The organism is Janthinobacterium sp. UMAB-56 (assembly GCF_900095265.1).
Lineage (GTDB): Bacteria > Pseudomonadota > Gammaproteobacteria > Burkholderiales > Burkholderiaceae_D > Janthinobacterium.
In genome coordinates this window covers 140346-157937 of record NZ_LT607664.1, presented here as the reverse complement: position 1 = coordinate 157937, position 17592 = coordinate 140346, and the positions used below count along the sequence as shown (strand labels likewise).

Here is a 17592-nt window from a genome sequence, read left to right as displayed (position 1 = left end):
GTGTGATGCCATCATCTTCTGATTCATTGACGGGCTCAAGACGGCGCTGGCTTGACGCTTACAAATCAGCCCCCCATACGCGTTACCAGCCATGATTTGAATCCCCCTCTCGCAACGTGCAAACGCAAAAAAACCCGCCGAAGCGGGTTTTTTTCACTCTACAGCCAAACCAAAAACTCAGAACTGATTCATGGTGTTGTCTTTACCAGCCGCCTTCAGCGCCGCTTCGCCGCTGAAGTAATCCTTGTGATCGTCGCCGATGTCCGAGCCGGACATGTTTTGATGTTTCACGCAGGCGATGCCCTGGCGGATTTCCTTGCGCTGCACGCCGGCCACGTAGCCCAGCATGCCTTGCTCACCGAAGTATTCCTTGGCCAGGTTGTCGGTCGACAAGGCGGCCGTGTGGTAGGTCGGCAGGGTGATCAGGTGATGGAAGATGCCGGCTTCGCGGGCCGAGTCGGCCTGGAAGGTGCGGATTTTCTCGTCGGCCGTGATCGCCAATTCCGTCTGATCGTATTCCACGCTCATCAGCTGGGCGCGGTCGTAGGCGGACACGTCCTTGCCGTCGGCCTTCATGATGTCATACACCTGCTGGCGGAAGTTCAGGGTCCAGTTGAACGATGGGCTGTTGTTGTACACCAGCTTGGCGTTCGGGATGACCTTGCGGATTTCGCTGACCATGCCGCCGATTTGCGCGATATGCGGTTTTTCCGTTTCGATCCACAGCAGGTCGGCGCCGTTTTGCAGCGAGGTGATGCAGTCGAGCACGCAACGCTCTTCGCCCGTACCGGCGCGGAATTGGAACAGGTTGCTTGGCAGGCGTTTTGGACGCAGCAGCTTGCCTTCGCGCTTGATGATGACGTCGCCATTACCCAGCGCGTCGGCCGACACTTCTTCGCAGTCGAGGAAGGAATTGTATTGGTCGCCCAGGTCGCCTGGTTCATTGGTGACGGCGATCTGCTTGGTCAGGCCGGCGCCCAGCGAATCGGTGCGGGCGACGATGATGCCGTCGTCCACGCCCAGTTCCAAAAAGGCGTAGCGGATGGCGCGGATCTTGGCCAGGAAGTCTTCGTGCGGCACCGTGACTTTACCGTCCTGGTGGCCGCATTGTTTCTCGTCGGATACCTGGTTTTCGATCTGGATGCAGCAGGCGCCCGCTTCGATGAACTGTTTTGCCAGCAGGTACGTTGCTTCCGCATTGCCGAAACCGGCGTCGATGTCGGCGATGATGGGCACGACGTGGGTGATGTGGCCGTCGATCTTGGCCTGGATGGCTTGCTTGTCAGCACCCTGCGCGGCGTCCAGCTGGCGGAACAGGCCGCCCAGTTCGCGGGCATCGGCCTGGCGCAGGAAAGTGTAGAGTTCACGGATCAAGCTGGTGACGGCGGTTTTTTCATGCATGGACTGGTCTGGCAGCGGGCCGAACTCGGAGCGTAAGGCGGCAACCATCCAGCCGGACAGGTAGAGGTAGCGGCGGTCGGTGCTGTTGAAGTGTTTCTTGATCGAGATCATCTTCTGTTGACCGATGAAACCATGCCAGCAACCGAGCGATTGCGTGTACTTGGATGTGTCCGCATCGTAGGCAGCCATGTCGTTGCGCATGATCTTGGCCGTGTAGCGGGCGATGTCCAGGCCGGTCTTGAACTTGTTCTGGGCGCGCATGCGGGCGGCGGACTCGGGATTGATGGCGTTCCATGCGCTACCTTGTTGCTCTTTCAAACCGGCAACAGCCTTGATGTCGTCTTGATATTGGGACATGTGTATCTCCTAAAGAAAAACTAAGTTTGAGAAAATCGTCGAGTGCGCCGCTTTGTCGATGCGAACTGCATGACTAAATAGTAGGCCTATTCATGTCGATGTTCAAGTCTTATATAAGACATATAACTTAAATTTAATCCTTGTTTTTCAATGACTTAATTTTTGTATTTTGCGATGTGGAATGAATTTTCAAAAAGTGAGAGAACTAATGCCTGAGCCTGCTGTTTGAAATTTCGCGATGTGAAACGTCTTTTCAGAATTTGGTGCAGCGCGACAAAATCGGGGCGTAAAAAAGCCACCCGAAGGTGGCGCTGACTTGTGTATGCCTGCTTGCAATGTGCGGAGGGCCTTGCTGGATGCTTTTTCAGCGCAAATGTCGTATGCCGGCCACAGCTTAGCGAATAAGCTGGTGCGCTGGCACAGGATAAGGGCGGGACAGTGCGTCGACCACGTCCGCCGTTGCCAGCACTTGCGCATACTCGCCATGCAAATTGGCCAGCGCCATCGCATGCACCTCGTCTGCCGTTCTCGATGTGCCTGCATAATCGACTTGAGCAAACGCAAAACACGCATCGGCGACGACTTGCGTGGCAAAGCCCAGATTGCCCGCCGTGCGCGCGCTTGACTCCACGGAATTGTTGGTGCTGACGCCCACGATGACCAGCTTGCTGATGCTGCGTACGCGCAACCAGCGTTCCAGTCCCGAGTGGATGAAGGCATCCGGCACATTTTTCTCCACGACATGCTCTTCCGGCAAAGGCGCCAGCGCTGCCTGAAATTCAACGCCGGGCTGGCCGGGCCAGAAGGGCGATCCTGGCGTTCTGGAAATGTGGCGCACATGTACGACGGTGGCGTCCGCTGCACGCCAGGCTTGCAGCAGGGTGGCAATCTGGTGTTCCGCGCCGGGATTGTTGCGGCTTCCGGCAGTGGGGCTGGCCATGCCTTGTTGCATGTCGATGATGATCAGTGCGGGATGGTGGGCATGCATGTTGGTAGCCTGGAAGGGATGGCAGGCGCACTGGGCGCCTGCCTGAGGGAAATAGCACTGCAGTGATTGCCGCAGGGGCGTGTATCTAGCGTCCCACGGTCTGCCGCTGGTCCTTGATGAACAGTGCCGTCAGCATGCCCACCACGCACACGCCGATCACGTAATAGGCGGGGCCCAGCACATTATTTTTCAGCATCAGGGTCACGACCACGGGCGTCAGGCCGCCGAAGATTGCGTACGACAAGTTGTAGGAAAACGACAGTCCCGAGAAGCGCACCTGCGCCGGGAATGCTTGCACCAGCACGTAGGGCACGGCGCCGACGACGCCGACGCACAGGCCCGTCATCGCATACAGGGGTAGCAGCAGGTCGGGGCGGCTGCCGATGGTGGTGTAGAAAATATAGGTAGTAATGGCCAGCAGCAGAGAGCCGACGAAGATCACGCGCTTGCCGCCCAGGCGGTCGGCCAGCATGCCGGCGATGATGCAGCCGAAGGCCAGGCAGAGTGTTGCCACGGTGTTGGCGACCAGGGTGGTGCGCGGCGCGATGTGGTGGATCTTTTGCAGCAGGGCAGGCGTCATCAGAATGACGACGACGATGCCGGCCGACAGCATCCAGGTCAGCAGCATCGATACGGCGACGGCGCCGCGATGGCTGCGCAGCACGGATTTCAAAGGCATTTCCGTCGACAGGGCCTTGCGCTGCTGCATTTCCGCAAAGACGGGGGTTTCATGCAGCCAGCGGCGCAGATACATGGCGCCGAAGCCGAAGACGCCGCCCAGCAGGAAGGGATAGCGCCAGGCACCATCGGTGATTTCTTGCGGCGTGTAGACAGTGTTCAAGCCGGTCGCCACGAGCGAACCCAACAAAATACCGACAGTCAGGCCGGCCGTCAGCGTGCCGCAGGCAAAGCCCGTGAAACGGCTGGGCACATGTTCGGAGACAAACACCCAGGCGCCCGGCACTTCGCCGCCCACGGCCGCGCCCTGGAAGACGCGCATCAGCAGCAACAGCAGCGGGGCCGCCAGGCCGATGGTGGCGTACGTGGGCAGCAGGCCGATCAGCAGTGTCGGCACGGCCATCATCAGGATGGAGAGGGTAAACATGCGCTTGCGGCCCAGCAAGTCGCCGAAGTGGGCCATGACGATGCCGCCCAGCGGACGCACCACGTAGCCGGCGGCGAAGATGCCGAAGGTTTGCAGCAAACGCAGCCATTCCGGCATTTCCGGCGGGAAGAATAGCTGGCCGATGGCGTTGGCAAAAAAGACGAAGATGATGAAATCGTAGAATTCCAGCGCGCCGCCGAGTGCGGCCAGCGACAGGGTCTTGTAGTCTTGTGAGGTGAGGGGACGGCTTGCGGCGGTGTTGGAGGTAGGCATGTGTCTCGTTCTTGTGTGTTATTGGAGATTGCCAGATCTAGCATACGCATTTCCGCCGCTTGAGTAAATGTTATGGCATGGGGGCGGTGCGCGTGGGTAGCCTCAGCTGTGCTTAATACAACGCCACTATCATCGGCGTTGACTTCATTGGAAAGGACACACAATGCACATCATGATCGTGGGCGCCAGTCGGGGCCTGGGACGCGCGCTGGTGGACGGGTTGCTCGATGACGGCCACACCGTCATCGGCGTGTCGCGCCAGCAAGCTGCCGACTTGCCTGCCGGCCAGGGCACACAGCTGCAATGGATCGCGGCGGACCTGGCCAAGCCCGCCGAGGCGGTCGAACGCATCGCGCACGCAGCGCCCGCCGCGCTGGACGCGGTGATCTACAACCTGGGCGTGTGGGAAGAAAAAGCCTTCAGCGATGGCTACGCTTTCCTCGACGATGCGGACGATGTCATCGTCGACATGGTCAATACGAATATCACGGCGACCATTTTGCTGCTCAAGCGCCTGGTGCCGTGCTTGCTGGCCAGCAGCAAGCCGCAGCTGATACTCACGGGGTCGACCTCCGGCCTGCGCCAGAGCGGCCGCCCGGAAGTGACGTTCAGCGCCTCGAAATTCGCCCTGAACGGCATCGCCGATGCCTTGCGCGAAGGTTTCCGGGCGCAGGGACTGGCCGTGACGGCGCTGCAGCTGGGCTATCTGAATACCTATGATGGCTTGTCCGTGCCGCTGGCGGACGCCGCTGCGCGGGGCGAGGGCGAACTGATCCCTGTGCATGACGTCGTTGCCGTCGTGCGTATGCTGCTGAGTTTGTCGAATGCCTCGTTCGTGCGCGAACTGGTGCTGCCGGCGCTGCGCGACGAGCGTTTCTGACGGTGACGCGTCTGTGCCGAGCATGGGTTTGCTTGATGGTGCAGCGCTCGCTTGCGCAAAACTATGCAGGCACTCTGCGCACGCAACGCGCGTAGCAGTCAAACTCGCGCGCGGTCTGATAGCTGACGCCCGTGTCAAAATCCTTGCACCAGGCTTCGTCTTCGATGTCGCCCGGCTCGCCCGACCAGTGCCAGTTGGGCCGGAATGCATCTTTCAGCGTCGCATACAGCAGTGTCTGCTCGCGCCGTCCCGGCAAGCTGTGGCCCAGGCTTGCCGCCCAGCTTGATGCGGCTTGCCACGACTGGTAATCCAGCTCGCACTCGTCGGGCTGCAGCAGCAAATGGTAATCGGGCGCGCCATCCGTGCCGAGGATCAGGCCGGCGTAGCGTTCGCCGTGCCGCAGGGGGACGGGCGCGGCGGCAGATAGCGGCAGCTCGACCCGGCGCACGGCACAGGCGCGGCCGGCGTAGGTCTTGCGATAGTTGTACTGGGTGCCGTTGTCGAAATCGTGGCTCCAGGCCATGCGGGGCAGGATGGCGTCCTCTTCCGACGACCAGTACCAGGCATCCGGGAAAGCGTGGCGCAAGTTGGCGTGCAGCAGGGCCAGTTCGCTGCGCGTCGGCAGGCAGGCGCCGCGCGCCGCAGCCCAGTCCAGCGCGTCTTGCCAGGGCAGGGCATCGGCTTCGCCGGGCAGCAGGAACAATTGATAGCCGGCGGCGCCAGCCATGATGCCTGCGTAGCGTTCGCCGGCGATGGCGCTTTGGTGGTGCGAGAGGGGATCGTCGAGTGTCGGCAGCATTGCCTTCCTTTCTGTCTGTGCAAGTAATTATGCCTGGCGCGCATACGCAAACATATGTTGCACATATTCGGCCTTGCCAAGCGGCACGCCGTTATGGCGCAGGATGTTATAGGCCGTCACCAGGTGGAAATAGAACTGCGGCGTGGCCCAGTTCACCGCGTATTCCAGGCCCGTCATGTCGAAGGTCATGCCACCGGCCAAGGCGATCGACACTGCTTGCTGCGCGCCAGCGTCGATCGCTGCGCGGTCCGCCGCAGCGAGCATCGCCAGGGTGTCGTCGATCAGCGCCTTGGCTTGCGACATGCTGGCGGGCGTGGCGAGCTGGGGCAGCGCTTGTTGCGTCAGCCGGCACACGGCTTCCTGCGCCTGGGTACACGTGAATTCCACCTGGCGCGCCAAGGTGTGCATGTCAGGCGCCAGCCGCGCGTCGAGCAGATTTTGGGGATCGAAACCCAGGGCCTGGGCGCGCTCCTCGCCTTTATTTAACAACGTCGTCAGTGAGCGCAGCATCTGTGCAAAGCAGGGGATGGTAATGGCGTAGACCGACATGGATATTCCTCAAGTAGTGATGCTGACAGGGAGTGGAAAGGCGCTCTGCCTTTACGGATGCCCCAGCACGCCCGGGCAATGCTCGAACCAGCCATCGTCTTCTTCCTGTGCAATAAAATCCGCGATCAGCGCTTGCTGCGCGGGCGGGACGGCGGCCAGCAAGGTGTTGAAGCAGGCGATGGCCGAGGCGTGGGGCGTGCCCGCGCCGTTGGCGATGCCGACGAGAAATTCGCCAGCCCAGTCGGGCAAGCTGGCGATCAAACGTGGCAGTTCCTGCAGCAAGGCGGCGCAATACGCCGTCTCGCCGAAGCGCCAGGCGGCGCGGTTGGCCGTCTGGTAGGCGCCGTAATCGTGCTCGGCTTGCACGGACTGAACAATGGCCAGCGCGTATTGCGCGCCTTCCGTGCCCGTCAGCGCATCGAGCATGGCGCTGTAGCGCTGGAAGCGCCGCTGGGCTGCATCGGGCGGCGTGGTGCTGTCGCCATCCTGGACGATGTTGCCCACAATTAAAAGTTCGGCTTTCCAGGGTTCGAATGAGGGTGGCATGGAGTGAATGAAATGATCGCGATGGGCTGTCATTATGACCTGTGCCGCCTGTAATTTTATTGATGGTGGCAGATTTCTTTTCGACGAAAATGAATCATCCTTGTTCTTCTATTTCTTGATTTTACTGGTGGTGGTAACTAATCGTTGCAAATGAAAGTTGGTCTATGGTATCAATGCGATTATTTTTTCTTTGTTTGAAATAGATAATAAGAATGCGGCGCTGGAATTACGATATTTTCTGCTATTCAATTCAGCGCTTGCCTATCATATTTTTTATTTATCGTGAATAATTCGGGTCGAGTGAAATGTCATTAACCTGATCGGAATATCACGTGAATAGTAGAATTTTATTTTGTGCGCTGGCTTTTGCTGCCTTGTCGGCCTGTGGCGGCGGGAGCAATGACGCTGCGGACAATGGCGGCGTCGTGGCGCCACCCGTAAATCCCCCCGTCACCGTGGTCAATACGCAGCCAGTCGCGCAAGCCGGGCCAGCCCAAAGCGTGGTGGTTGGCAGCGTCGTGACCCTGGATGCGAGTACCAGCTCCGACGCCAATGGCGATACCTTGACCTATAAATGGGTGATGAGTTCCAAACCCGTCACCAGTGCCGCCGCCCTCGATTCCTTATCCGCCGTGAAACCGACCTTTACCGCTGATGTGGCTGGCACTTACGTGGCCACCTTGCTGGTCAGTGATGGCAAGATCAGCAGCGAACTGTCTTCGGTTACGATCACCGCGTCGGTAGCCAATGCTCCGCCGGTCGCCCACGCGGGCCGTGCAATGACCGTCGTTGCGGGGATGGGCATCATGTTGTACGGTAGCGAAAGCAGCGATGCGAATGGCGATATTCTGATATATAAATGGAGCCTGGTATCGAAGCCGGCCGGCAGCACTGCGCAGTTGTTGGATGTCAACTCGGTGCGCCCGTATCTCTCTATGGATTTGCCCGGTGCATATGAAGTGAGCCTGATTGTCAACGACGGCAAGGTGGATAGTGCGCCGGCTTTCGTGACGATGACGGCGGTTGTCGCCAATGCCCCACCAGTGGCCAATGCGGGCGTGCTGCAGAACGTGCTCAAGGGGAGCACCGTCATTCTCGACGGCAGCGCAAGTTCCGATGCGAATGGCGATACCCTGACGTATTACTGGACCTTGACTTCTAGTCCGCCCATGAGTACTGCCACGCTGTCGTCTCCCAGGCTGGTGAAACCCTCATTCATCGCCGACAGGGCTGGCACGTATGTCGCCACCTTGCGTGTGGATGATGGAAAGATAACGAGCAATCCAATGAACGTGACGATAACGGCGACGTCCACGAATGCCGCCCCGGTGGCGAATGCCGGCGTGGATTTGCATGTATTGTCAGGCGCGGATGTCGTGACCCTCGATGGCAGGGGGAGTTCGGATGCGGACGGCGACAGTCTCAGTTATAAGTGGACGTTCATTTCCGTGCCTGCAAATAGCATGCTGCAACCATTTCCCGGCGCATGGGACCGCAGCCAGGCAGTCAGCAGCTTTTGGGCGAATGTGCCGGGAACCTATGTCGTCAGTCTTGTCGTCAATGACGGTACGGTCGACAGTGCACCATCGACCGCCACCATTATTGCCACTGCAAGCTCGACCAATGGGCGGCCGATGTCCAATGCGGGCATGGACCAGCTTGTCGAGCCAGGAACGACCGTGCGTTTGACGGGACTTGGCAGTGCAGATGTGGAACACGATGTCTTGACATACCGCTGGCAATTGAAGAGCAAGCCTTTCGGCAGCAAGGCCGTGCTGTCATCGCTGACTGACGCGCAGCCGACATTTGTCGCAGATATGGCCGGTGATTATGTCGCGACATTAATCGTCAACGATGGCTCGGTGAATAGTCGCGAAGATAATGTCACGGTAACGGCGACGCCGAATCTGCTCAATTTATACCAGGTGCAGGACAATGGGGCCGGTCAGGTCGACACGAAGGTCGGCTTGCCTTACCTCGCCAATGCGACGGTACAGAAGTCGTGCTCAGGGTCGTGTGCAGCCAACTTTACGGTCGATACCTTCAAGGTGGCCGCCGCCGGGACCAGCTTCATGATTACCAATGTGACGGCCGTCGACAGTACCGGCAAGGTCGTTCCAGCCATCGTCGGTCTGGTGTCGGGCCAGGTCATTCCTGCCGGCAGTAGCGCCACCTTTTCGCTGGTGTCACCCAAGACGAATGGCGCAACGGCCAAACTGACGTACAAGTTCTTTGTGGCGGAAACGGGCCAGTCTTTCGTTTATAACGCAGACTTCACGTCAAACTAAGTGATGTAATATGGCGAATGTCGGGCTTTGGTCCCGCATTCGCCAGCCCTTCTTGTCTGTGTTCCCATGCCCATCTGGACTTCCCCGCCACAACTCGTCGCCCTCGCCGTTTTCTATGCGCAGGCGCAAGCCCATCCGGAAATGCTCAGTGATGCTGTCTTCCTGGAAAATGTGAAAAACGCCCACTGGCCCACCAATTGCTGGAATTATGCGGAAGCGTCGTTCGCCATCATCGCGCCCGCTTGCCTGCTGCGTCCGCATTTGACCGCCGAGCTCATCGCATGCCCTATCGACGCCATGATCGCCGGCGGCCTGGAAGATGCAGGGCAAGTCATCGCAATCGGCCTGGGCTGCACCACGCGCGAGGCGCCATATGTGGTGCCCAGCGAGGAGGGCAGGCGCTGGCTGAGGCAGGTGTGGCCGGGCTTGGGCGAGATGGCCGGGGCGGTGTTCCGGGCCAGGCTGCTATTGGCGCTGGCCGATGACGATGATGATGAATAAGCGATCAACAAGCGCTGACGCTTGACTTCGAAACTTGGTTTGCGTTAGGGTATACGTAACTACTTACATATATCCTGTCAAACATGTCCTCCAACCTGCAAACCTACGGCTCCCTGATGCTGGGCAGCCGCCTGCGCCGTCTTTCCGATCAACTGTATGCGGGCGTCGATACCAGCTATCTGGCGGCCGGCGTCGAGCTGAGCTCGCGCTGTTTTCCCTTGTTATTGCTACTGCGCGACAACGGTCCCACGGCGATCACGACCCTGGCCGCGCAGATCGGGCAGACGCACCCGGTGGTGGTGCAACTGGGACGCAAGTTGCTCGATGCCGGCGTGGTGACGGAGATGCCGGACGCCAAGGATGAGCGGCGCCGGCTGCTGGCGCTGTCCGAAGCCGGGCAGGCATTGCTGCGCAATATGGCGCCCCTGTGGGACGATGTGCGCGCGGCCATTGACGCCGTGTTCGAGCAGGGCACGCCGCAACTGATGGCCAGCCTGGAGCGGGCCGAAGCGCGCTTGCAGGCGCAGGGTTTTGGCGAGACGATTGCCGCCTGCCGGCGCCAGCGCGAGCGGGACGCCGTGGAAATCATCGATTACGCCGCGCAATATGCGGCCGATTTCAAGCGCCTGAATATCGCTTGGCTGGAACGCTATTTCTATGTCGAGGCGCTGGACGACAAGGTGCTGTCCGATCCGCAAAGCTCGATACTTGACGATGGCGGGCAGATTTTCCTCGCTCGCCTCGATGGCAAGATCGTCGGCACTTGCGCCCTGATCTGCACCGGCGACGCCAGCATCGAACTGTCGAAGATGGCCGTCACGCCAGAATGCCAGGGCCTGGGCATCGCAAGGCGCTTGATCGAACGGGCTTTCGACGCCTTCGAGGCCAGCGGCGCGACGCTGCTGTTCCTGGAGTCGAACAGCAAGCTGGCGCCCGCCATCCGCCTGTACGAAAGCAGCGGTTTTCAGCACGTGGCGCGGCCCGCCGGCGACGCCCATTACCAGCGCGCCGACGTCTACATGGAGTGGCAGGGCAGGTAGCACACGCCAGGGCGCCACGCGGCGCTCCCCATCGGCCGTCTCCCGCGTTACAATACGCGCACCCCATAACGGAACTCAGGTTCCACTATTCGAGACGCCGACGCCGCATGCCTTCCTTCCCGATGCCCTTCCCGCAGATGATCGTTCCCCCTGAACCCACCCAGGCGCGCAGCAAGCAAGCGTTCGAGCGCCTGCTGCAGGTAGGCGAACAGTTGCTGGCGGAAAACCGTTTCGATGAAATCGGCGTGGCCGACCTGGCCAGGCTGGCGGAAACATCCGTCGGCACTTTTTACCGCTTGCTGGGCGACAAGGACACCCTGAGCCGCTTGCTGCTGCAGCGTTTTTTTTCCGACATGGTGGACAAGGTCGAGACCCTGACGGAGCTGCGCCAGTGGGAAGGGCGCAGCCTGGAAGAGTTCATCCGCGCCATGGTGGCCATGTTCGTGGCCGTGAATGGCGGGCGCAGCGGCGTCTTGCGGGCCTTGATCACGCGCGCGTCGCAGGATGCGCAATTTCGCGACAGGGTGCACCAGATCAATCATCTGATCTCGCAGCGCACGGTCGCCGTGCTGGCCAGCAAGTCCTCCAGCATCCGCCACCCGAACCCCACGCAGGCGATGATGGTGGTGCCGCCCGTGCTGCTGGGCATCCTGAACCAGCACACCCTGACGGGCTCGCTGTCCTTTTTATCGGGCGCGGCACTGGAAGATGAACTGGTGCGTGTTGCTTTAAATTACCTGACTTGAGATATTGTGCGATTTAACTTGAAATCGGAATTCGGATTCCGTATTATGTTTTCCAACAGCAGGAAAACATATTCCTGCACCTGAACACAAAGCATGTTCAACAGCAAGGAGACAGAATGCGGCGTCACACCACATCCGATGTTACATTGCATTACCTCGACCTCGACCTCGATCCCGGCACAGAGACAGGACAGGGCGAGCCCGTGTTTCTGCTGCACGGCCTCGGTTCCTGCGCCGAAGACTGGCGCCCGCAAATCGATGCCCTCGGCAGTCACTATCGCCTGATCGTGCCCGATATGCGCGGCCATGGCGCCAGCCCTGCGCCAAGCGGCGACTGGCAGATCGGCGACTTCGCCAACGACCTCTTCAATTTGATGGACCAGCTCGACGTGCCGCGCGCGCACATCGTCGGCTTTTCCCTGGGCGGCATGGTGGGCCTGGACATGGCCAACCGCGCTCCCGACAGGGTGGCCAGTTTGTGCCTGATCAATTCCCAGCCCTTCCAGGGCAGCAAGCCTGCTTCTTTGCTGTTTGCCTACTGGCTGCGCCGCACGGTGATCGCTACCTTCGGCCTGAAAACCATGGGCAACATCATCGGCAAGAAACTGTTTCCCGATCCATCCCAGCAGCCCCTGGTCGAGCGCTTCGCCAGGCAAATGGCGGGCATGGACAAGCGCGCCTACCTGGCCGCGCTGGACGCCATTTTCCACTGGGATATCGACATGCATTTCCAGGCCCTGGCCATGCCCGTCTTCATCATGGCGGCCGACCAGGATTACACGCCCGTCGCCAGCAAGCGGGCCTTTGCCGCACAGTTTCAGCAGTGCGAGATCGAGATTATCGCGAACTCGCGCCACGCCACGCCCCTGGACCAGGCGCAGCGTGTGAATACCTTGTTGCAGTCCTTCCTCGCCACACATTCAAAATAAACAGGCCACTCGCCGCACGGGCAGCGGGCCGGGAAACAGTCATCGCAGGGCAGGTGCTCGCTACGCGCGCGCCGGTACCGTTACGTCCTGCGATTCTGGTATCCGGCCGTCTTCCCTGGTGGCAAGCAAGTCTGACATTGGAGACGCTATGAAACTTGCTTTGAAATTAATGCCCGCCGCCCTCGCCGTTGCCGGTGCCTTCAGCTTTTCCACCCAGGCCCTGGCGCAGGAAGCCGCCACCGCTGCCACCGCCAGCGCCCAAAGCGCCAGCGAGGCCAGCGACGCGAAAGAGCGCATGGAAACCGTCACCGTTTCCGCCCGCCGCCGCGAAGAACGCTTGCAGGACGTGCCGCTGGCCGTCACGGCGTTCTCCGCCAAGGCCCTGGAACGGGCGAATATCCAGAACCTGGCCGACTTGCAGGAGCGCGTGCCGAACCTGACCGTGTACGCTTCGCGCGGCACGAATACCACCCTGACGGCCTTCATTCGCGGTGTGGGCCAGGCCGATCCCGTCTGGGGCGTGGACCCTGGCGTGGGCATCTATTTTGACGACGTCTACATGGCCCGTCCGCAGGGCGCGCTGCTCGACGTATTCGACGTGCAGCGCATCGAAGTGCTGCGCGGCCCGCAAGGCACCTTGTACGGCAAGAACACCATCGGCGGCGCCATCAAGTACATTTCGCGCCCCCTGGCGAAGGAAAACGGCGCCTCGGCGGAAGTCGGCCTCGGTAATTACAATCAGCGCAACTTCAAGGCCGCCTTCAATCTGGCCAACGAGAACGGCACCTGGCGCGCGCGCCTGGCGGCCGCCAAACTGGACCGTGACGGTTTCGGCCGCAACACCTTTAATGGCGAACAGGTCAGCGACCAGGACAGTACGGCCGCGCGCCTGTCCGTCGGCTACTTTCCGCAGGACATACCCTTGACCGTCGTGCTGAGCCTGGACGCCACGGACGATAAATCGGGCGTGCGCGGCTTCCAGCGCATGGGTGTCAGCGCTTTCGACCCGCTCAAGCGGCCAGCCAGCACGGATGCGTATGATATCCAGAGCGGCATGCCGGGCAACAACTTCACGCACAATCGGGGCGGCTCGCTGGTGGCCAACTACACGCTGTCGAACGACTGGTCCGTCAAAGTGATCGGCGCCAAGCGGCGCAGCACGTCCGAGCAAACCATCGACTTCGACGGCTTGCCGCAGCCCATCGCCGACGTCTTCGGCGACTCCCGCGACGAACAGAAAAGCCTGGAATTGCAGGCATCTTACAGCGGCGACCATGGCGCCGGCGTGATCGGCCTGTACCGCTTCGAAGGCACGGCAGGCGGCGGCATCTACAACAACTTCCTGGGGCGCCAGTTCACGGCGGCCGTCAGCACGGTGGAGACGGACAGCACGGCGCTGTACACGGACTGGACCTGGCCGCTGGGCAAGGTGTGGAGCATCAATGCGGGCTTGCGCCACACGCGCGAGGAAAAGCGCGCCATCGTGCTCAACCGCGCTTTTGCCGACGTGGGCTTTACGCGTCCCATCCAGACGGCGGCCGACTTCGACAAGTCCTTGTCGGTCAGCAATACCTCGCCGAAATTGTCCGTGCGCTATGAAGCGTCGAAGACGACGAATTTCTACAGCAACCTGTCGCGCGGTTTCAAGTCGGGCGGCTACAACGTGCGCGCCAACAATCTGGTGGTGCCCGATTCGGCGCGCCCCTACAAGGATGAAAAACTCGACGCGCTGGAAGTGGGCATGAAATACGCGGCGCCGGACGATACGTTTGACGCCAACGTGGCCCTGTTCACCAACCGCTACAAGGATATCCAATTGTCGGTGTTTACCAGCTATGTGCAGCCGGGCGGCGTGCCGGGCTTTTATGGCGATTTCACGAATGCGGGCAAGGCCACCGTCAAAGGCGCCGAGTTCGAATTTTCGTGGCGGCCCAACCGCCAGTGGGAAGTCAACGGCTTCCTCGCCCTGCTCAATGCCCGCTATGACGAGTTCATGAGTGGCGGCAAGAACATTGCGGATACGCAAAAGTTCAGCAACACGCCAGCCCGGCAAGTGGGCTTGAATGTGACGCGCACGGACCGCGATGTGTTTGGTGGTGCCTTGCGCAGCATGGTCGGCTATGGCTACCGCAGCAAGGTGTATCCGACCACGGACTTGAGCGACACCCTGGCGCAGGGCGGCTACAGCCTTTGGACGGCGGGCGTCGTATGGGAAGCGCCGAAGCACTGGACCTTCAGCCTGCACGGCAGCAACCTGGGCAACAAACGCTACCGCACGGATGGCTACAACATTCCCGCCGTGTTCATCCTCGACGGTTTCTATGGCCCGCCGCGCCAGATCATCGCCAAGGCCGGCTACAAGTTCTAAAAGCTTGTTGAAGTGCCAGCCTGGTGAGCGCCAGGCTGGTTCGTTGTCGCTGTTTTCATCCTTAATGAATCAGGAGACTGGCATGGCAAATCTGCATCAGCAACTGCGTCATATCTTATCTGCATGCATCGCCGCCTGCGGCTTGCTGGCAGCGCTGCCGGCCTTTGCCGGGCAGTGGGACTTCGGCCTGTACGCGAGCCTGTGGGGCTCACGCGAATACCAGGTCTGGCTACCGAGCAATTACAACCCCAACACGCCGCTGCCCGTGGTGCTGATGCTGCATGGCTGCGGTTCCGAGCCCAACAGCATGGCCGCCGTCAGCCGCTACAACCAACTGGCCGACAGCGAAAACTTCATCGTCGTCTATCCGCGCCAGAACGTCACGGCCAACCCCATGCGCTGCTGGAATTTCATGCTGCCGCTGAACCAGGAGCGGGGCACGGGCGAGCCGGCCGTGCTGATGGGCATCTTGAACAAGATCAAGAACAAATATGCGGTCGACAACAGCCGCGTATATGTGACGGGCATTTCGGCCGGCGGCGCCATGGCATCCATCATGGCCGCCTGTTACTCGGATGTGTTCGCCGCAGTGATGGTGCATTCGGGTGGCATGTACAAGGGCGCCATCGGCATGCTCACGGCCGCCGATTCGCTGTTCAACGGCAGTGCCTTCGATCCGAAAGTACGCGGCAAGGATGCCTGGCGCTGTTCCGGTTCGCCGCGCCGCCTGATGCCGACGATGGTGTTCCACGGCACTTCCGACATCGTCGTCAACCCTGTCAACGGCGAGCAAACCATCGAGCAATTCCTGCAGACCAGCGACTATGGCGACGATGGCCTCGATAATGACAGCGTGCGCTACCGTGCCGACAGCATCGTGCGCCAGACAGTGCCGTATGGCCGCAGCTACTCCATCGACACGTATCGGCACAACGGCGCCGTCATCGCGCAAAAGTACACGGTCGAGGGCATGAACCATGCGTGGAGCGGCGGGCCTCCGGGCTGGCCGTTCAGCGATGAACTGGGGCCGGACGCCACCGTGATCAGCTGGAATTTCTTCAAGCATTACCAGCGTTGATGGCGTGAGGAAATGGGCGGCTTGTACAATGGCGCGCAGTGATTGCGCCCCATTGTTGATGCCTGTGAAAGATCCCATGCCTGCTTGCCGCCTGTTGTCCTGTGTTGCCCTTGCATTGCTGTCCGCTTGCGCCAGCGTCGGCCCGCCCGCACCGTCGGCGGCCTACGCGCAAGCGTTCGAGCGTGCCGCCCAGCAAGACAGCATGCGCAGCGAATGCGACTGGAACGTGCGCTATGCGCCCGTTGCGCCCAGCGACGCCAGCGTGGCGCAACTGCAGGCGATTGCCACGGCGCGCCTGGCGGCTTTGCAACTGGCGCCCGCCTGGAGCTTGTCCATTCCCGGTGGCGAGGCGCAGGCCTTCAGCGATTCGCAGCAAGACCGCGCCGGGCTGCAATTGTTGCTCAGCATCGTCTTGCCGGCCATGGAACGCTACCCGGCCGGCGTCTTCGCGCGCACGGGCCTGCGCCACGTCGTGCTGGTGAAAGACTTGAGCGTGGATGGCCAGCGCCGCATGGCCATGCCGGCGCCGGAAATCGACAGCGTCGTCTACGCCGACAACCTGCTGGCCGCTCTGTGTCCGTCCGGCATGGAGCTGCGCGTGCACCATGAGTATTACCATTTCATCGAATACCGCCTGTTCAACGATTTCTATTACCGCGACCCCGCCTGGCTGGCCCTGAATCCGCCCGGCATAGCCTACGGCCAGGGCGGCGCCACGGCTTACGGCAAGGGTTTTCAAAACCTCGGCCACCCGCAGCCGGGACTCGTCAGCCTGTACGCAGCTTATGGTCCCGAGGAAGACAAGGCGGAGGTGTTCGGCTCGATGATGACGCCAGCGTATGCGCTGCGTCTGGAACGGTGGACGGCGTTTGATCCCGCCTTGCTGGCGAAGCGGGAAAAGTTGATGGAAGTATTGGAAACCTTGGCGGGTTCCGACTGAAGAAGCATTTGCAGATGCCTTTGGCGCATCCTGACACTGCGTCCTCCCGGTATTTCCCGGTAACTATATAATCTGCGCTTGGGTGATACCCGCCCCAGAACTCGGATTGAAGGAATGCCATGCCAACCTATTTCGTGCGCCCCTTGGCGCTGTGTGTAGTATCGGCCGTCTGCCTCTCTGCCAGTGCCGCCGAGGCGGTGGCGGTCGATGCGCAGCAGCGCGCGTCCTTGCTCGACTTTTATGCACAGCAATATCCGGGCGAGCCGGCCACGCGCACCGTGTTCGAGAGCGTGCCCGTGGTCGGCAGCCGCGGCAGCGAAGTGGTGGGCAGCGTGGAAACCCCGCCGTATCGCGGCCATGGCGCGCTGTGCCGTACGCAGCGCAGCAAGTTCGTGCTGCACGGCGAGGGCAAGCAGGCGCGCTGGCAGGAGGCGGGCATGGAGTATTACGCCTGGCTCGACCGTGGCCCCTGCCGCGCCGTGGCCGAACCCGTGCGTATGCTGCAACGCATCCCCGATGTGGAACTGGAAGGCGTGTTGCTATACCAGAAGCCGCTGCTGGAGCGGGCGCGATTATTGATGGCGGGCAACACTGCCTGCGCTCCCTTGCGGGCGCTGAAGTTTACCCTGGCGGCCGTCGACGTGGGCGCCGCTGCGCCGCGTGCCGAAGAGCGCTATGCGCTGGTGTTCAAGAGCGACCGCGACAGCTACGCCCGTATCTGGCTACGCAAGAGCGGCGCCCAGTATGACGCCTGGAATGTGACTTGCCCGCCGGTGCTGTAAGCTGCGCATCCCCGATTTATTT

General features: G+C 60.9%; 16 protein-coding genes. 10 read left to right on the top strand and 6 right to left on the bottom strand.

All coding sequences use genetic code 11. From position 1 onward, the window contains the following. Positions 1-177 precede the first annotated feature (177 nt). The 3 genes from K0F85_RS21885 to K0F85_RS21875 all read right to left on the bottom strand — a co-directional run bounded on the left by K0F85_RS21885 (position 178) and on the right by K0F85_RS21875 (position 4124). Positions 178-1758: an isocitrate lyase gene (locus K0F85_RS21885; RefSeq protein WP_219118031.1), complete on the bottom strand. Its 1581-nt coding sequence runs from the start codon at positions 1756-1758 to the stop codon at positions 178-180. 394 nt (positions 1759-2152) lie between these two features. Then, a complete protein-coding gene (locus K0F85_RS21880) occupies positions 2153-2746 on the bottom strand; it encodes a cysteine hydrolase family protein (RefSeq protein WP_219118030.1) in 594 nt (197 codons plus the stop codon). A gap of 85 nt (positions 2747-2831) precedes the next feature. After that, complete coding sequence (locus K0F85_RS21875; RefSeq protein WP_219118029.1) at positions 2832-4124, bottom strand: MFS transporter; 1293 nt, start codon at positions 4122-4124, stop codon at positions 2832-2834. 163 nt (positions 4125-4287) lie between these two features. On the opposite strand from K0F85_RS21875, the gene K0F85_RS21870 reads away from it, so the two are divergent. Further along, positions 4288-5004, top strand: a complete 717-nt coding sequence (locus K0F85_RS21870) for an SDR family oxidoreductase (RefSeq protein WP_219118028.1) — start codon at positions 4288-4290, stop codon at positions 5002-5004. A 61-nt stretch (positions 5005-5065) separates the two neighbouring features. Here K0F85_RS21870 and K0F85_RS21865 read toward each other — a convergent pair whose 3' ends face one another. The 3 genes from K0F85_RS21865 to K0F85_RS21855 are packed head-to-tail and all read right to left on the bottom strand — an operon-like array spanning position 5066 to position 6898. Then, the gene (locus K0F85_RS21865; RefSeq protein ID WP_219118027.1) at positions 5066-5803 is read right to left on the bottom strand and encodes a DUF1566 domain-containing protein; all 738 of its coding nucleotides are present in this window, start codon (positions 5801-5803) and stop codon (positions 5066-5068) included. A 27-nt stretch (positions 5804-5830) separates the two neighbouring features. Beyond that, the gene (locus K0F85_RS21860; RefSeq protein WP_219118026.1) at positions 5831-6352 is read right to left on the bottom strand and encodes a DUF1993 family protein; all 522 of its coding nucleotides are present in this window, start codon (positions 6350-6352) and stop codon (positions 5831-5833) included. Between the two features lie 51 nt (positions 6353-6403). Beyond that, entirely contained in the window at positions 6404-6898 is a 495-nt protein-coding gene (locus tag K0F85_RS21855; RefSeq protein WP_219118025.1) for a hypothetical protein, read from the bottom strand. Between the two features lie 332 nt (positions 6899-7230). Between K0F85_RS21855 and K0F85_RS21850 the strand changes: the two genes are divergently transcribed. The 9 genes from K0F85_RS21850 (at position 7231) to K0F85_RS21810 (ending at position 17570) form a co-directional block, all read left to right on the top strand. Next, a complete protein-coding gene (locus K0F85_RS21850; RefSeq protein WP_219118024.1) occupies positions 7231-9186 on the top strand; it encodes a PKD domain-containing protein in 1956 nt (651 codons plus the stop codon). Between the two features lie 66 nt (positions 9187-9252). Then, positions 9253-9687 carry a hypothetical protein gene (locus K0F85_RS21845; RefSeq protein WP_219118023.1) on the top strand — a complete coding sequence of 145 codons (435 nt, stop codon included), beginning with the start codon at positions 9253-9255 and terminating at the stop codon, positions 9685-9687. 83 nt (positions 9688-9770) lie between these two features. Continuing rightward, the gene (locus K0F85_RS21840; RefSeq protein ID WP_219118022.1) at positions 9771-10727 is read left to right on the top strand and encodes a bifunctional helix-turn-helix transcriptional regulator/GNAT family N-acetyltransferase; all 957 of its coding nucleotides are present in this window, start codon (positions 9771-9773) and stop codon (positions 10725-10727) included. 107 nt (positions 10728-10834) lie between these two features. Beyond that, positions 10835-11473, top strand: a complete 639-nt coding sequence (locus K0F85_RS21835; protein WP_219118021.1) for a TetR/AcrR family transcriptional regulator — start codon at positions 10835-10837, stop codon at positions 11471-11473. Positions 11474-11589: 116 nt separating this feature from the next. After that, positions 11590-12402 (top strand): alpha/beta fold hydrolase, encoded by an 813-nt coding sequence (locus K0F85_RS21830; protein ID WP_219118020.1) that lies wholly within the window; start codon positions 11590-11592, stop codon positions 12400-12402. Between the two features lie 148 nt (positions 12403-12550). Next, positions 12551-14770 carry a TonB-dependent receptor gene (locus K0F85_RS21825; protein WP_219118019.1) on the top strand — a complete coding sequence of 740 codons (2220 nt, stop codon included), beginning with the start codon at positions 12551-12553 and terminating at the stop codon, positions 14768-14770. A gap of 82 nt (positions 14771-14852) precedes the next feature. Further along, positions 14853-15848 carry a PHB depolymerase family esterase gene (locus tag K0F85_RS21820; RefSeq protein WP_219118018.1) on the top strand — a complete coding sequence of 332 codons (996 nt, stop codon included), beginning with the start codon at positions 14853-14855 and terminating at the stop codon, positions 15846-15848. 76 nt (positions 15849-15924) lie between these two features. After that, complete coding sequence (locus K0F85_RS21815) at positions 15925-16788, top strand: hypothetical protein (RefSeq protein ID WP_219118017.1); 864 nt, start codon at positions 15925-15927, stop codon at positions 16786-16788. A gap of 119 nt (positions 16789-16907) precedes the next feature. After that, on the top strand, positions 16908-17570 hold the full coding sequence (locus K0F85_RS21810) for a hypothetical protein (RefSeq protein ID WP_219118016.1): 663 nt from the start codon (positions 16908-16910) through the stop codon (positions 17568-17570). Positions 17571-17592 lie beyond the last annotated feature (22 nt).

What these genes read in the sequence shown, in the direction of transcription:
- K0F85_RS21885 (WP_219118031.1), bottom strand. Translation starts at nt 1,758, where the DNA reads ATGTCCCAATATCAAGACGACATCAAGGCTGTTGCCGGTTTGAAAGAG.
- K0F85_RS21880 (WP_219118030.1), bottom strand. Translation starts at nt 2,746, where the DNA reads ATGCATGCCCACCATCCCGCACTGATCATCATCGACATGCAACAAGGC.
- K0F85_RS21875 (WP_219118029.1), bottom strand. Translation starts at nt 4,124, where the DNA reads ATGCCTACCTCCAACACCGCCGCAAGCCGTCCCCTCACCTCACAAGAC.
- K0F85_RS21870 (WP_219118028.1), top strand. Translation starts at nt 4,288, where the DNA reads ATGCACATCATGATCGTGGGCGCCAGTCGGGGCCTGGGACGCGCGCTG.
- K0F85_RS21865 (WP_219118027.1), bottom strand. Translation starts at nt 5,803, where the DNA reads ATGCTGCCGACACTCGACGATCCCCTCTCGCACCACCAAAGCGCCATC.
- K0F85_RS21860 (WP_219118026.1), bottom strand. Translation starts at nt 6,352, where the DNA reads ATGTCGGTCTACGCCATTACCATCCCCTGCTTTGCACAGATGCTGCGC.
- K0F85_RS21855 (WP_219118025.1), bottom strand. Translation starts at nt 6,898, where the DNA reads ATGCCACCCTCATTCGAACCCTGGAAAGCCGAACTTTTAATTGTGGGC.
- K0F85_RS21845 (WP_219118023.1), top strand. Translation starts at nt 9,253, where the DNA reads ATGCCCATCTGGACTTCCCCGCCACAACTCGTCGCCCTCGCCGTTTTC.
- K0F85_RS21840 (WP_219118022.1), top strand. Translation starts at nt 9,771, where the DNA reads ATGTCCTCCAACCTGCAAACCTACGGCTCCCTGATGCTGGGCAGCCGC.
- K0F85_RS21835 (WP_219118021.1), top strand. Translation starts at nt 10,835, where the DNA reads ATGCCTTCCTTCCCGATGCCCTTCCCGCAGATGATCGTTCCCCCTGAA.
- K0F85_RS21830 (WP_219118020.1), top strand. Translation starts at nt 11,590, where the DNA reads ATGCGGCGTCACACCACATCCGATGTTACATTGCATTACCTCGACCTC.
- K0F85_RS21825 (WP_219118019.1), top strand. Translation starts at nt 12,551, where the DNA reads ATGAAACTTGCTTTGAAATTAATGCCCGCCGCCCTCGCCGTTGCCGGT.
- K0F85_RS21820 (WP_219118018.1), top strand. Translation starts at nt 14,853, where the DNA reads ATGGCAAATCTGCATCAGCAACTGCGTCATATCTTATCTGCATGCATC.
- K0F85_RS21815 (WP_219118017.1), top strand. Translation starts at nt 15,925, where the DNA reads ATGCCTGCTTGCCGCCTGTTGTCCTGTGTTGCCCTTGCATTGCTGTCC.
- K0F85_RS21810 (WP_219118016.1), top strand. Translation starts at nt 16,908, where the DNA reads ATGCCAACCTATTTCGTGCGCCCCTTGGCGCTGTGTGTAGTATCGGCC.